Source organism: Pseudomonas tritici (assembly GCF_014268275.3).
Lineage (GTDB): Bacteria > Pseudomonadota > Gammaproteobacteria > Pseudomonadales > Pseudomonadaceae > Aquipseudomonas > Aquipseudomonas tritici.
This window is the reverse complement of the sequence record NZ_CP077084.1, coordinates 979,882-993,480: the sequence shown is the minus strand read 5'-3', so window position 1 is coordinate 993,480 and position 13,599 is coordinate 979,882. Positions and strand designations below refer to the sequence as shown.

Annotated in this window: 12 protein-coding genes; 8 read left to right on the top strand and 4 right to left on the bottom strand. The window is 61.8% G+C overall.

All coding sequences use genetic code 11. From position 1 onward, the window contains the following. The first annotated feature begins 62 nt into the window (after positions 1–62). From HU722_RS04190 to cueR, 3 genes are all read left to right on the top strand, one after another. Positions 63–443 (top strand): hypothetical protein, encoded by a 381-nt coding sequence (locus HU722_RS04190; RefSeq protein WP_065874255.1) that lies wholly within the window; start codon positions 63–65, stop codon positions 441–443. Positions 444–509: 66 nt separating this feature from the next. Beyond that, the gene (locus HU722_RS04185) at positions 510–2,711 is read left to right on the top strand and encodes a heavy metal translocating P-type ATPase (RefSeq protein WP_065874256.1); all 2,202 of its coding nucleotides are present in this window, start codon (positions 510–512) and stop codon (positions 2,709–2,711) included. Continuing rightward, positions 2,708–3,109, top strand: a complete 402-nt coding sequence (gene cueR, locus HU722_RS04180) for a Cu(I)-responsive transcriptional regulator (RefSeq protein WP_010213432.1) — start codon at positions 2,708–2,710, stop codon at positions 3,107–3,109. The genes HU722_RS04185 and cueR overlap by 4 nt, the downstream gene beginning before the upstream one ends. 144 nt (positions 3,110–3,253) lie before the next feature. Here cueR and HU722_RS04175 read toward each other — a convergent pair whose 3' ends face one another. Together HU722_RS04175 and HU722_RS04170 are read right to left on the bottom strand one after the other, a co-directional pair. Next, entirely contained in the window at positions 3,254–4,153 is a 900-nt protein-coding gene (locus tag HU722_RS04175; protein ID WP_065874257.1) for a PA4780 family RIO1-like protein kinase, read from the bottom strand. 134 nt (positions 4,154–4,287) lie between these two features. Then, positions 4,288–5,565, bottom strand: coding sequence for an acetyl-CoA C-acetyltransferase (locus tag HU722_RS04170; protein ID WP_065874258.1), 1,278 nt, complete (start codon positions 5,563–5,565; stop codon positions 4,288–4,290). A gap of 114 nt (positions 5,566–5,679) precedes the next feature. Between HU722_RS04170 and HU722_RS04165 the strand changes: the two genes are divergently transcribed. The 4 genes from HU722_RS04165 (at position 5,680) to HU722_RS04150 (ending at position 11,525) form a co-directional block, all read left to right on the top strand. Continuing rightward, entirely contained in the window at positions 5,680–7,023 is a 1,344-nt protein-coding gene (locus tag HU722_RS04165) for a 3-oxoacyl-ACP reductase (RefSeq protein WP_065874259.1), read from the top strand. A gap of 2 nt (positions 7,024–7,025) precedes the next feature. Next, a complete protein-coding gene (locus HU722_RS04160; RefSeq protein ID WP_065874260.1) occupies positions 7,026–7,874 on the top strand; it encodes a MaoC family dehydratase in 849 nt (282 codons plus the stop codon). 301 nt (positions 7,875–8,175) lie between these two features. Then, positions 8,176–9,657: a collagen-like triple helix repeat-containing protein gene (locus HU722_RS04155; RefSeq protein WP_065889027.1), complete on the top strand. Its 1,482-nt coding sequence runs from the start codon at positions 8,176–8,178 to the stop codon at positions 9,655–9,657. Positions 9,658–9,842: 185 nt separating this feature from the next. After that, positions 9,843–11,525 (top strand): ShlB/FhaC/HecB family hemolysin secretion/activation protein, encoded by a 1,683-nt coding sequence (locus tag HU722_RS04150; protein WP_065874262.1) that lies wholly within the window; start codon positions 9,843–9,845, stop codon positions 11,523–11,525. A 131-nt stretch (positions 11,526–11,656) separates the two neighbouring features. Here HU722_RS04150 and HU722_RS04145 read toward each other — a convergent pair whose 3' ends face one another. Together HU722_RS04145 and HU722_RS04140 are read right to left on the bottom strand one after the other, a co-directional pair. Further along, entirely contained in the window at positions 11,657–12,061 is a 405-nt protein-coding gene (locus tag HU722_RS04145) for a response regulator (protein WP_065874263.1), read from the bottom strand. Positions 12,062–12,119: 58 nt separating this feature from the next. After that, a complete protein-coding gene (locus HU722_RS04140) occupies positions 12,120–12,311 on the bottom strand; it encodes a Flp family type IVb pilin (protein ID WP_065874264.1) in 192 nt (63 codons plus the stop codon). A 332-nt stretch (positions 12,312–12,643) separates the two neighbouring features. On the opposite strand from HU722_RS04140, the gene cpaB reads away from it, so the two are divergent. Next, positions 12,644–13,585, top strand: a complete 942-nt coding sequence (gene cpaB / locus HU722_RS04135; RefSeq protein WP_065889029.1) for a Flp pilus assembly protein CpaB — start codon at positions 12,644–12,646, stop codon at positions 13,583–13,585. The last annotated feature ends 14 nt before the right edge of the window (positions 13,586–13,599 follow it).

Below are 13,599 nucleotides of genomic sequence, written 5' to 3'. Positions count from 1 at the left end.
TATTTGGCGGCCTCAAAGGCCAAGCTTCATTCCTCTTCGATTCAAACCACGGAGCATTCGCCATGCGCTGGTCTTTTTTTGCCCTTGCCGGCCTGATGAGCTTGTCTGCCGCTGCGCCCCAGGCCGTTGCCGCAGAAGACTATGCGGTGCTGATCATTTCCCGGGAACGCCTGGAAGTGCCGACCAACTGCGAGATCGGCCTATACCTGAATGATCAACTGGCCGGCCGGTTGTTCCAGGAGCAAGCCACGTCGTTCAACCTGCCGGCGGGCAATCTGTCGTTGCGCTTGAAGCTGCTACCGGGCCAATCCCCAGGTTGCCTGCCAGGCCTGCTCGCGCCTCCCGCGCAGAACATCACGCTCAAGGTCGGTGACGTGCGCAAATTGCGTATCGCCCAGGGCCCGGACGGCATGTACCTCAAACCCGCCGCACTGGAATATTAACGGCGCTTGACCTTCCCCACAGGTCAAGGTTGATCCTAGGGGCAACTTCTCCTGGAGGACTGCCCCATGAATGGATCCACCACCTTTGACCTGCCCATCAGCGGCATGACCTGCGCCAGCTGTGCCGGCCGGGTCGAGCGCGCGCTGGGCAAAGTGCCGGGGGTGCAAAGCGTCAGCGTCAACCTGGCCAACGAACGTGCCCATGTTGAAGTGCTTGGCCAAATGGACGCCAGCGTGCTGATCGCCGCCGTCGACAAGGCCGGCTACACCGCCACCCTGCCCCAAAGCGAAACGGCCACCGAAGCCAATCAAGCCCAGCGCCTGCATCGCGAGCGTTGGGCGTTGCTGCTGGCGATCCTGCTGGCACTGCCGTTGGTGCTGCCCATGTTGGTGGAACCTTTTGGCCTGCACTGGATGTTGCCCGCCTGGGCGCAGTTCGCCCTGGCCACACCGGTGCAATTCATCTTTGGCGCGCGCTTCTATATCGCTGCCTGGAAAGCCGTGCGGGCCGGCGCTGGCAATATGGACCTGCTGGTGGCCATCGGCACCAGCGCCGGGTACGGCCTGAGCATTTATGAATGGCTCACGGCCCACCCAGGCATGGCGCCGCACCTGTACTTCGAAGCCTCGGCGGTGGTGATCGCGCTGGTGCTGCTGGGTAAATACCTGGAGAGCCGTGCCAAACGCCAGACCGCCAGCGCCATCCGCGCCCTGGAAGCCCTGCGTCCCGAACGGGCGATTCGAGTGCTCGACGGTCGCGAAGAAGACGTCGCCATCAGCGCTTTGAAGCTCAATGACTTGGTGCTGGTCAAACCCGGCGAACGCTTCCCGGTGGACGGCGAAGTGGTGGACGGTCAAAGCCATGCCGATGAAGCCTTGATCAGCGGCGAAAGCCTGCCGGTGCCCAAGCAGACCGGCGATAAAGTCACCGGCGGCGCCATCAACGGTGAAGGCCGCCTGTTGGTGCGCACGCTGGCCCTCGGCGCCGAAAGCGTGCTGGCGCGGATCATCCGCCTGGTGGAAGACGCACAAGCCGCCAAGGCGCCGATCCAGAAACTGGTGGATAAAGTCAGCCAGGTGTTCGTCCCTGCCGTGTTGGTGCTGGCCTCCGTCACCTTGATCGGCTGGTGGCTGTATGGCGCGTCCCTGGAGACCGCGATCATCAATGCCGTAGCGGTACTGGTGATCGCCTGCCCGTGCGCCCTGGGCCTGGCCACTCCCACCGCGATCATGGCCGGTACAGGCGTCGCTGCACGCCACGGCATCCTGATCAAGGACGCCGAAGCCCTGGAACGCGCCCATGAAGTCAGCGCCGTGGTCTTTGACAAGACCGGCACCCTCACCTCAGGCACGCCGAAAATCGCCCACTTGGCGGCAGTGGATGGCAATGAAGCGCTGCTGCTGCAAAAAGCCGGCGCGTTGCAACGCGGCAGCGAACACCCGTTGGCCAAGGCCGTGCTGGATGCGTGCCATGAACAAGGCTTGAACGTGACCGACGTGAGCGCCAGCCAATCCCTGACCGGGCGCGGTATCGCCGGCACGCTTGAGGGGCAACCGCTGGCCTTGGGCAATCGTCGGCTGCTGGAAGAAAGCGGCTTACGCATGGGCGACCTTGCCGACTCCGCCAAGGCGTGGGAAGCCGAGGGGCGTACCTTGTCCTGGTTGATCGAGCAAGGTGCGCAACCGCGTGTGCTGGGGCTGTTCGCGTTTGGCGATACCCTCAAGCCCGGTGCGCTGGAGGCTGTGCAGCAACTCAAGGCCCAGCACATCAGCAGCCATTTGCTCACCGGTGACAATCGCGGCAGCGCCCGCGTGGTCGCCGAGGCCTTGGGCATCGATGATGTGCATGCCGAAGTGCTGCCCGCCGACAAAGCCGCCGCCGTCGCCGAACTAAAGAAAACCGACGTCGTCGCGATGGTCGGCGACGGCATCAACGACGCCCCGGCCCTGGCCGCCGCCGATATCGGCATCGCCATGGGCGGTGGCACCGACGTGGCCATGCACGCGGCCGGTATCACCCTGATGCGCGGCGATCCGCGCCTGGTGCCGGCCGCGCTGGAGATCAGCCGCAAGACCTACGCAAAAATCCGCCAGAACCTGTTTTGGGCCTTTGTGTATAACTTAATTGGCATTCCCCTGGCAGCGTTTGGCCTGCTCAATCCAGTGCTGGCGGGGGCCGCGATGGCCTTGTCCAGCGTCAGCGTGGTAAGCAATGCGTTACTGTTGAAGACTTGGAAACCCAAGGATCTGGAGGATCAACGCCCATGAACATCGGCCAAGCCGCACGCCAGAGCGGGCTCAGCGCCAAGATGATTCGCTATTACGAATCCATCGGCCTGCTCAAAGCCGCCCACCGCACCGACAGTGGCTATCGCGTGTACGGCCAGGATGACTTGCACACCCTGGCGTTTATCAAGCGTTCGCGGGATTTGGGGTTTTCATTGGAGGAAGTCGGCAAGTTGCTCACCCTGTGGCAGGACCGGCAACGGGCCAGCGCTGACGTGAAGGCGCTCGCGCGCCAACACATCGAAGAGTTGAACCAGAAGATTCTGGAACTGGGACAACTGCGCGATACATTGCAGGACCTGGTGGAGCACTGTCAGGGCGATCATCGGCCGGATTGTCCGATTCTCAAGGAGTTGGCATCGGGCAGCTGTTGCGCCTGACCAGGCGTACACAAAACAACTGTGGGAGCTGGCTTGTGTGGGAGCCGGGCTTGCCCGCGATGCAGACACCTCGGTATGTCAGTCACACCGAGTTGATGCTATCGCAGGCAAGCCAGCTCCCACATTCGATCGCAGTTGCTCTGACTACTGCATCCACGGCGGTGGCGGTGGCTCGTCCGACACTTTGCTCTGCGGCGCATCATCCGCCGCGCGAATCGCCTGACGACGTTCATCATCCAGCCGCGCTGCTTCGATTTCGCGGATCACACCGCCCACGTCCGCCAACTCCTCCGGCTCGTCGAACTCGCCGGTCAAGACGCTGGCCGGGTGCAAGGTGCCGGCTTCGTACAGCGCCCACATTTCCTTGGCGTACTTGGTCTTCTTCAACTCGGGAGCAAAACGCCCGAAATAGGAAGCCATGTTGCCCACGTCCCGCTCCAGCATGCTGAACGCGTGGTTGTTGCCCGCCGCATCCACCGCCTGGGGCAGGTCGATGATCACCGGGCCGGTTGGCGTCAGCAGTACGTTGAACTCGGACAAGTCACCGTGCACCAGGCCGGTACACAGCATCAGCACGATCTGCGAGATCAGGAAGGCGTGGTATTCGCGCGCCTGGTCCGGATCCAGCGTCACGTCGTTCAGACGTGGCGCGGCGTCGCCATACTCGTCGGCCACCAGCTCCATCAACAGCACGCCTTCCAGGAAGTCGTAAGGCTTGGGCACGCGAACGCCCGCGCCGGCCAAGCGGAACAACGCCGCCACTTCGGCATTCTGCCAGGCATCTTCGGTTTCTTTCTTGCCGAACTTGGAGCCTTTGGCCATGGCCCGGGCCTGACGACTGTTACGGACCTTACGGCCTTCCTGGTATTCGGACGCTTGACGAAAACTTCGTTTGTTCGCCTCCTTGTAAACCTTGGCGCAACGCAATTCGTTGCCGCAGCGCACCACATAAACAGCTGCTTCTTTACCACTCATGAGTGGGCGCAGCACTTCGTCGACCAGACCGTCTTCGATCAGGGGTTCAATGCGTTTAGGAGTCTTCATCAGCTTTTATTGTGGGTCCTGTATTACCAAACACGCGTGTGGAACTCGTTATACGGCAATCGGCTCGCCGGTGGGAGAGGCTACCGACCTCTGACCCCTTCAGAATGCATCCAATATGCCAATTTGTGGCGCAATCAACGCTCGATGATCGCCGTCACGCCTTGACCGCCGGCGGCACAGATCGAAATCAGGCCTCGCCCCTTACCTGCTGCGTCGAGCAACTTTGCCAGATTGGCGACGATACGCCCACCTGTGGCGGCAAACGGATGCCCGGCGGCCAGGGAACTGCCTTTTACATTAAGCCGGCTGCGGTCGATGGCCCCCAACGGCGCGTCAAGCCCAAGGCGCGTCTTGCAGTAGTCCGCATCTTCCCAGGCCTTGAGTGTGCACAAAACCTGGGCAGCGAAGGCTTCGTGGATCTCGTAGTAATCGAAGTCTTGCAGCGTCAGGCCATTCCTCGCCAGCAGCCGCGGCACGGCATATACCGGTGCCATCAGCAGGCCTTCGGCGCCGTTGACGAAATCCACCGCCGCCGCCTCACCATCGCGCAGATACGCCAGGATTGGCAAGCCGCGTTCCTTGGCCCAGGCTTCGCTGCCCAGCAGTACCAACGACGCGCCGTCCGTGAGGGGCGTGGAGTTGCCGGCAGTCAGCGTGCCCTTCTCGCTGCGCTCGAAGGCGGGTTTAAGCGCGGCGAGTTTTTCCAGGGTCAGGTCGGGGCGCAGGTTGTTGTCGCGGGTCAGGCCCAGGAACGGTGTGAGTAAATCGTTGTGCCAGCCTTCAGCGTAGGCGGCGGCCATTTTCTGGTGGCTTTCCAGGGCCAACTGATCCTGTTCGGCGCGGGGGATTTGCCACGTCTGCGCCATCAATTCGCAATGTTGGCCCATGGACAGGCCTGTGCGCGGCTCGCCATTACGTGGCAGTTCGGGCTTGAGGTGATGGGGACGAAGTTGTAACAGGACTTTTAATTTATCCGCCATGGATTTGCTGCGGTTGGCTTGCAGCAGAATCTTGCGCAGGCCCTCATTTACACCGATGGGCGCATCGGAAGTGGTGTCCACCCCGCCGGCAATCCCGCATTCGATCTGGCCCAGGGCAATCTTGTTGGCCACCAGCAATGCGGCTTCCAGCCCGGTGCCGCAGGCCTGTTGAATGTCATAGGCCGGTGTCTGCGGCGACAAGCGCGAGCCCAGCACACATTCGCGGGTAAGGTTGAAGTCGCGCGAATGCTTGAGTACCGCGCCGGCCGCCACTTCGCCCATGCGCAGGCCGTGCAGCTTGTAGCGTTCGATCAGGCCTTCCAGCGCAGCCGTCAGCATCGCCTGGTTGCTCGCGGTGGCATACGGACCATTGGAGCGAGCGAAAGGAATGCGGTTACCGCCAATGATCGCTACACGGCGCAATTGAGTCATGGAAAGCTCCCTGATGGTTGTGGGTGGAATCATCAAGCCTAGCCTAGGCTCAATCGAACGACTGCCACCCCGGGGTGGTCAACCCTTTGAACCCCAGCCTTCGGAGAGCGTTCCATGTCTGACCGTTATATCGACTTCGCCAACTCAAGCCTCGGCCATCGCCTGGTCGCCGCCATTGGCCTGCCGTCACCGGTACGCCTGGAACGCTGGCAAGCCGGGCGCCTGCGTCCGGTGGAAGGCGCGTTGCTGCTGGGCGGTGGTGCGCTGGCAACCAACGTGCAAGCGTTTGCTCACAAATTCACCGACGCTATCTACACCTACGGCAGCCAAGCCTCGACGTGGATTCCCGGCCATGGCCCCAAACTCAAGGCCGTGGTATTCGATGCCAGCGATCTGCAGCACACCGACACGCTCAAGCAACTGCGCGAGTTCTTCCAGCCGTTGCTGAAAAACCTGGATAACAGCGCCCACGTGGTGATCCTCGGCCGCGCGCCGGAGAGCCTCCGCGACCCGTTCGCCGCCAGCGCCCAGCGCGCCTTGGAAGGTTTCAGCCGCTCGTTGGCCAAAGAGTTGCGCAATGGCGGCGTGTTGCAATTGCTCTACGTCGGCGAGGGTGCCGAAGACCAACTGGAAGGCGCGCTGCGCTTTTTCCTCTCGCCGAAAAGTGCGTATATCTCCGGCCAGGTGATTCGCCTGGAAGCCTGCGCCACCCCCGTTGAGGATTGGACGCGACCACTGGCCGGGCGCAAGGCGCTGGTCACCGGCGCCGCCCGAGGCATTGGCGCGTCTATCGCTGAAACCCTGGCCCGCGACGGCGCCGAGGTCATCCTGCTCGACGTGCCGCAGGCCAAGGCCGACCTCGAAGCCCTGGCCGCGCGCCTGGGTGCCCGCACCGTGGTGCTGGATATCTGCGCCGAAGACGCCGCCAGCCAATTGATCGAACAACTGCCCGATGGCCTCGACATCCTGGTGCACAACGCCGGTATCACCCGCGATAAAACCCTGGCGAATATGACCCCGGAATACTGGGACGCGGTGCTGGCGGTCAATCTAAACGCACCGCAACTATTGACCAAGGCCTTGCTCGACAGCGGCACCCTGCACGACAACGCCCGCGTGGTGCTGCTGGCATCGATCAGCGGCATCGCCGGTAACCGTGGGCAAACCAACTATGCCGCGAGCAAGGCCGGGTTGATCGGCCTCGCGCAAGCCTGGGCGCCATTGCTCAAGGAACGCGGCATCACCATTAACGCCGTGGCCCCCGGTTTTATCGAAACCCAGATGACCGCGCATATTCCGTTCGCGCTGCGTGAGGCCGGGCGGCGCATGAGTTCGCTGGGCCAGGGTGGCTTGCCGCAAGACGTCGCCGAAGCGGTGGCCTGGCTTGGCCAACCGGGTTCCGGTGCGGTCAGCGGGCAAGCGCTGCGGGTGTGTGGGCAAAGTATCCTGGGAGCATAGGCATGCAATGGAAGACATTAGGCGCTACGCCGTTTCTGCCGCCGTTGTATTGGCGCGCGGCGCTTAAGCGCAAGATTACCGGCAACACCCTGCCCGAACAGGGGTTGCGCTGTCGGGTGAGCATCCACCCCAAGCAGGTGGCGGCGTATCGCAAGGTCTGTGGTTTTACCGACAGCCCGATTCTGCCGGCAACTTATCCGCATATCCTGGCGTTTGGTTTGCAGATGCAGTTGCTGACGGAGAGCAACTTTCCCTTCCCACTGCTGGGGTTGATTCACCTGAATAATCGCATCCGCCTTCACCGTCCCCTGGGCGGCGTGAGCGAGCTGTCCATCAGCGTGCACACACAAAACCTCAAGCCCCACCCCAAAGGCGCGACCTTTGAATTAGTGACCAGCGTCGAGGATTCCCTCGGCCTGCTCTGGGAAGCTGAGAGCCGCATGCTGTGCCGGGGCGTGAAACTGGAAGATGACGCAGAGGATCACGCCCAGCCTTCCCCGACCCACGTCAACGAACTGACCCGCTGGAAAGCCCCTGCCGACATCGGCCGCCGTTATGCACGGGTCTCCGGTGACTACAACCCGATCCACCTCAGCGCCCTGACCGCCAAGCTGTTCGGCTTCCCTCAGGCCATTGCTCACGGGTTATGGAACAAGGCGCGCACGCTCGCCGCCCTCAGCGAACACCTGCCCGCCGCCAATATCGAAATAGACGTCGAGTTCAAGAAACCCGTGCGCCTGCCCGGTGATGTGACGTTATTAACCAGCGCCGCCGGTTCCACCGGTGAGTTGTGGTTGAAAGGCGCTGGCGACATTGAACATATGGTAGGTAAGTGGCGGCCGATAGCCTGAAATAAACTGATTAATTGTATATATACACCTTAAGTAATAGCGGACTTTTTTAAGTCCGCTTTTTTATTCAACTCTTTGATTTCAAAAACATATACATCTTGATACACCCTCCCCCTATACCCTTGGCATTAGTCGCTTAACCGGTTCATTGCAGCGGTATATAAATCGTTAATACCAAAGAGATAATTGAGAGAGCGCGCCGCCGGGGCTGTTATAGCCACACGGACAAACGCATCGCTATCCCAAGAAATAGCGAGCGCTTGAAGACAACCAAGGTTGTACAGGTGCAGGGAACTCAATCATGAAAACTCAAATCGTGTTTTGGAAAGCAAGTACCGCGCTGGCCCTGGCAGTAGCACTGGCACTCGGCGGCTGCAGCAGCGGTGGTGGCGGGCATAAAAGCGGTGGTTCCTCCGGCGGTTCCTCCGATGCCGGCGGTGGCGGGACTGGCGGCGGCACCGATCCAGGCGTCAGCTCAGCCTCACTGGTCACTGCCGACGTGGTCGATACCGGCGGCGATACCATGACCGACCTCAGCAACACCTTCAGGAGCCTGGGCACTACCCTTGGCAGCCTGCCGATCGTTGGCGCAACCGCTGGCGACCTGGTAACGGCGACCGGCAACGCAGTAGACACCATCGGACGCGGCTTGTCGGATGGCCTGGGGACGCTGGGTACCGACAGTAACGCACTGGGCAAAACCGTCGCTGGCGTGGCCAATGGTGTGTCCGACCTGGGAGATGGCGTGACCGTGACCGGTGCCAACGTCGCCACCCTGCTCGGGAACGTGCCGGTGGTCGGCGGCGCCGCACCGGCGGTGGGCAATGTGGTGGGCAAGGTCGGCTATGCCGTGACCATGCTTGGTGACACCCTGAGTACCGCGAGCACCAGCGGCCCACTGGGTTCGGTTACCCACGCGGCAGGTGCGAAAGTCCTGGTGCCGGTTGTTTCCCTGGTGGAAAACACCACCGCTAAAGTCGGCAACGCGACGGGCCTTGATAAGCCGGTGAGCGGCCTGCTGGAAAAAGTCGGCGATACCGTCGATGGCCTGGGCGATAAAGTCGCCAGCGCAGGCGGCACGGGCAACCCCGTGACTGGCGCCGTGGGCCACGTGTTCAATGGCGTTGGCGGCGTGGTCGACAAGGCCCGCGGTTATGTCGACCCTGATGCGGACACCAGCGGCGGCAGCGACGACAGCGGTACAGGCAGCACCGATAAACTGGGCCTCGCCGAACTCATCGGTGGCGTGATCGCCGGTGCCGGCGGTGGCCTGGATGCTGGCAACACCAATGGCGTGGTCAGCGCAGCAGGCGTCACCGGTGTCAAAACGGGCATCACCGTGGCCGCCCTCGGTGGTGGCACGCCAAGCACTAAAACCAGCGTTCCGGTCGCAGGGCTGACCGGCCCCATCGGCAATGCACTCAACCCTGTGACCAGCGGCGTGCAGAGCCTGACCCAAACCATTGGCGGCTCCACCGGCCTGGGCGCCCCGGTCAACGGCCTGGTCACCCATGTGGGCAACGCGGTTGGCAGCCTCGGCGGCAAAATCAGCGGCACTACTGCCAACCCGGTCACCAACGCCCTGGGCGGCACCGTGACCGCCGTGGGTGGCACCGTCGCGTCGATCGGCGGCCTGGTCACCGGCGGCACCAATACCGGTGGTGGCTTGCTCGGTGGAGGCCTGAACCTCGGCGCCGGTGCCTCTGCGGGTGCAGGAGCAGGCGCCGGTGCAAATGGGGGCCTGCTGGGTGGGCTGTTGGGTGGCGTGACCGGCAAAAATTAGAATTGCACCTGGCCGATTAGACGGCCTCACCTACAGCGCCTACGCTTGGTTGAGACGAGAGACCCACTAAGTCTCTCGTCTTTTTTAGGGGTCAATGATCGACCCCTGAAAACACCCGAACCGCGCCCCCAGAGCCCGGCGGGCATCTGCGAAACGCTGCAGCAATTTTGACCATGGAGTGTCCTATGCGCGCTTTGACACCGTTGTTATTGCTCACCCTCAGTGCTTACGCCCACGCCGATACCCTACCCAGCTTCCTCAACAGCAACGACACCATCCGTAACCTTCCGGTGCCCAACCTGCCCGCCGATGCCTACCGACCGGCCGCGACGCCCACCCAGGTGCCGGTGCCAGCCCCCACCGCCGGGCAGCCGTTGCTGATGGACAGCAAAGTGACCATTCGAAAACTGCAGATCGACGGCGGAACGGTTTACCCACTCAAGGACATCGCCCAGGTATTCGAGCCGCTGATTGGCCATGAAACCAACCTGGCGCAATTGATCGAAGCCACCCGCAACATCACCCGGCGCTACCAGGAAGACGGCTACCTGCTGTCCTACGCCTTCCTGCCGGAACAACGCTTCGAAGGCGGCCTGGTGCAGGTGGTGCTGGTCGAAGGCTACATCCGCGATTACCAGCTGCAAGGCGACATCGGCGCCGTCTCGTCCTACGTCGACAAACTGGCGGGAAAACTCACGGCCGAGCGCCCACTCACGCGCAAGACCTTCGAGCGCTACACCACCCTGATGAGCGCCATCCCAGGCGTGACCTTGCAGGCGCAAGTGCCTCCGCCAAGCACGACAGACGGCGGCACTCACATGCAGATCACCGCCAGCCGCAAGCCCTTCACCACCAGCATGAGCCTCAACGAGGCCAGCCGCGGCGGAACCCAGGCGCTGCTGACCGGCACCAGCAACTCATGGACGTCCATGGGCGAACAACTGAGCCTCAGCGGCCTGTTTCCACCTGGCGAAGACAAAGAACATTACTACCGCGCCAGCTACAGCCAATTCATCAATGCCGAGGGCACCCAGGTGGTGCTCTCCGGCGAACGCTACCGCGCCGACCCCAGCACCCGCCTGCAACTGGGTGATGGCTTCGAGCTCAAGCCGCACCAGGAAATCGACCGTTACTCAATCGGCCTCAGCCACCCCTTTATCGCCTCGCCCACGGAGTCGTTGAGCCTCGGTACGCGCCTCTATGCCGTCGACCAGACCACCCGTTACACACTGGACGGCTTCCCCCAGCGCTTTGAACTGCAAACCGACCTGCGCGCCCTGGCCTTCGAAGGAGACTGGCGCAAGGCAGACACCACGTCGCTGCGCATCATCAGCGGCGGTGTGTACCAAGGCATCAATGGCATGGGCGCCACGACTCACACGGATTTCGGCGGTCTTAAACCCGACCTCGACTTCTTCCGCCTGCGCCTGTCCGGCGTGCAAAGCAACAAGCTGCTCGACAACTGGCAAGGCGTACTGTCCGGTGCGCTCTACTGGAGTAACGACAACCTGCCCGACAGCGAACGCGCCACCTTCGGCGGGCAAAGCTTCGGGCGCGGCTACCCCGACGACCAGGGCACGGGCGACAAAGGCTGGGGCGTGGCGTACGAGGTCAACTACAGCTACAACCGCGCCGGCGACTGGGTGAGGATCCTGCAACCCTACGTGGTGTTCGACCGCGCCAAGACCTGGTTCAACGACCTGCCGGTCAAGGGTAACGACATGTCATCGGCAGCGGTGGGGCTGCGCTTTGGCGACGCCAAGTACTACAACATCGCGCTGGAAGTCGCCAAGCCGATGTCCGACGTAGCGCTGGACAGCTTCGATCGACGCCCGCGCTACTCGTTAAGCTTCAGTTATCAGCTCTGACTGTAGTGAGCGGGCTTGCCCCGCGCGGGGCTGCGCAGCAGCCCACTATTCAGCCGCCTCCGTTCCAACTGTGGAAACTCAGCGCCGCCAATGGGGCTGCTGCGCAGCCCAGCGCGGGGCAAGCCCGCTCACTACGATTTAGCGTTGGGAAGGGGAAACAGGTTGTTCAACGTGTCGATCAGCCGCACCAGGTAGATCGGCTTGCGGAACAGGTCCAACACCTGCAAACGCAGCATGTCGCTCACATCATCCATTTCGGCATGGCCCGACATCACAATCACGGGCAGATGAGAACGTGAGGTGTGTTCGCGCAGGCGCTTGATCAAGGAAATGCCACTTTCCTCGGGCATACGCAGGTCGGTGATGACCAGGGCGATGTCGGGATGGAGTGTCAATTCTTGCAGGGCGAAGGTGACGGAGTTGGCGGTAAAACAGACAAACCCCTCGTTTTCGAGGGACTCGGCGAGTTCGATGAGGGCGTCCTCTTCATCATCCACCAAAAGAATTTGTTGGCGGGAAGAAAAAGAGGCGCTCATGGCTGTACCTGGACAGAAAGAACGTTAATGAGTGTTTCTCACAGTTATCAGCAGACTATCAAGTCGTCATTTTAGTAGCGACGCTATCAAAGATGGACTTGATCTTAGTTCCAAGGCCTGTACCTGCACCGACGATCACCAGTGCAACCATGGCCACGATAATCGCGTATTCAATACCCGACGCGCCGTCTTTGCGTTGAAAAAACAACTGCGTCTGGACATAAAGTTTCAACATCATGTCAAGGAACATAATACTTCTCCCTAAAACGCCACTGAAAGCCGGAAGGGCTCTATCACCAGATGATCACGGCGTGCCACTAAAGCATTGTCAACAAACCTCAGACTCACAACTGTAAGAACGGATTAATCACAAAGTATTAGTCGCAACGTTGGCGCCATAAACGTAGGGTTTAAAAGGCGAGGTTTAAAGGACCGATAATTTTTTCCTGGGTTAATGGCTTTTTGTCCTAGCTGAGCTACCTTCAAATAGCCAAATCGTTAGATGTTCATCACAGCCAGGTTGCGGATTAACTCGTTTGGATTAGACGGGTGTGTAGTGCAACGGGGAAAGGGAGAGCCGTCATGAACAGTCGCATCAGCATGGTCCTGGCCGGCTTGTTGCTGATCGGGGCATTGATCGCCGGGTACTGGGGGCTTGTTTTGAGCCGCGCACCGGAACCTGTCGCAGCCCCCGCCGCACCTGTCGTTTCCGTGGAAAACACCGTCGCCACCGCTGAAGACCAAACCCGCCAACCGGTAGTGGTCCTGGTGCATGACGTGCCCGCCTTTATTCCCCTGACCGCCGCCGACCTCGCGGTGGAAAAACTGCGCACCGTGCCTGCCGGCAGCCTGACCCAACTCGACCAGGCCCTCGGCCGCATGCCGCTGCGCGCCCTGGGTGCAGGCACCTGGCTCACCGAGGACAGCTTCAGCGGCGGTGGCCCGCTGGCGCGCATGATTCGTCCCAATGAACGCGCGCTGGCCGTCGCCGTGGATGAGGTGATCGGCGCGGGCGGCCAGTTGACCCCCGGGGATTACGTGGATGTGTTGCTGTTCCTGCGCCAGGATGCCAGCAACAGCGAGCAATCGGCCCAGGTTGCCCTTCCGGCGATGCGCCTGCTCAGCGTCGGCGATCAGTTGGGTTTGGCCAACGATGGCCAGCCCGCACTGCCACCGCCGGCCACGGCCGAAGAGCGCGTCCAAGCCGCCCAACGCCGCGCCGCCGCACGCACCGTGGTGCTGGCCGTGCCAGAGCCTTTATTAAGCCGCCTGATGCTCGCGGCGCAAGCCGGCACCTTGCGCCTGGCCGTACGCAGCGCCGAGGAGCAACTGCTCAGCCGCTACTGGGCCGGCGAAAACGACGCGCCGGAGAAACTCGACAGCGCCAACCGCGACCTTTACCAATTCACCCAATTAGCCCTGACCGGCCCGCCAAAACGAATCGCGCCGGCCGGTGGCGGGCCTGGCGTGCGCCGTGGCATTGAAGTGATTCGCGGTGCCCAAGCGGCGCCACAAACTCCGTGATCGAGCAAGGATGC

Bases quoted from the DNA above. Each gene is read 5' to 3' on its own strand.
- HU722_RS04175 (WP_065874257.1), bottom strand. From the start codon at position 4,153: ATGAAGACTCCTAAACGCATTGAACCCCTGATCGAAGACGGTCTGGTC.
- HU722_RS04150 (WP_065874262.1), top strand. From the start codon at position 9,843: ATGCGCGCTTTGACACCGTTGTTATTGCTCACCCTCAGTGCTTACGCC.
- HU722_RS04170 (WP_065874258.1), bottom strand. From the start codon at position 5,565: ATGACTCAATTGCGCCGTGTAGCGATCATTGGCGGTAACCGCATTCCT.
- HU722_RS04140 (WP_065874264.1), bottom strand. From the start codon at position 12,311: ATGTTCCTTGACATGATGTTGAAACTTTATGTCCAGACGCAGTTGTTT.
- HU722_RS04190 (WP_065874255.1), top strand. From the start codon at position 63: ATGCGCTGGTCTTTTTTTGCCCTTGCCGGCCTGATGAGCTTGTCTGCC.
- cueR (WP_010213432.1), top strand. From the start codon at position 2,708: ATGAACATCGGCCAAGCCGCACGCCAGAGCGGGCTCAGCGCCAAGATG.
- cpaB (WP_065889029.1), top strand. From the start codon at position 12,644: ATGAACAGTCGCATCAGCATGGTCCTGGCCGGCTTGTTGCTGATCGGG.
- HU722_RS04155 (WP_065889027.1), top strand. From the start codon at position 8,176: ATGAAAACTCAAATCGTGTTTTGGAAAGCAAGTACCGCGCTGGCCCTG.
- HU722_RS04145 (WP_065874263.1), bottom strand. From the start codon at position 12,061: ATGAGCGCCTCTTTTTCTTCCCGCCAACAAATTCTTTTGGTGGATGAT.
- HU722_RS04165 (WP_065874259.1), top strand. From the start codon at position 5,680: ATGTCTGACCGTTATATCGACTTCGCCAACTCAAGCCTCGGCCATCGC.
- HU722_RS04160 (WP_065874260.1), top strand. From the start codon at position 7,026: ATGCAATGGAAGACATTAGGCGCTACGCCGTTTCTGCCGCCGTTGTAT.
- HU722_RS04185 (WP_065874256.1), top strand. From the start codon at position 510: ATGAATGGATCCACCACCTTTGACCTGCCCATCAGCGGCATGACCTGC.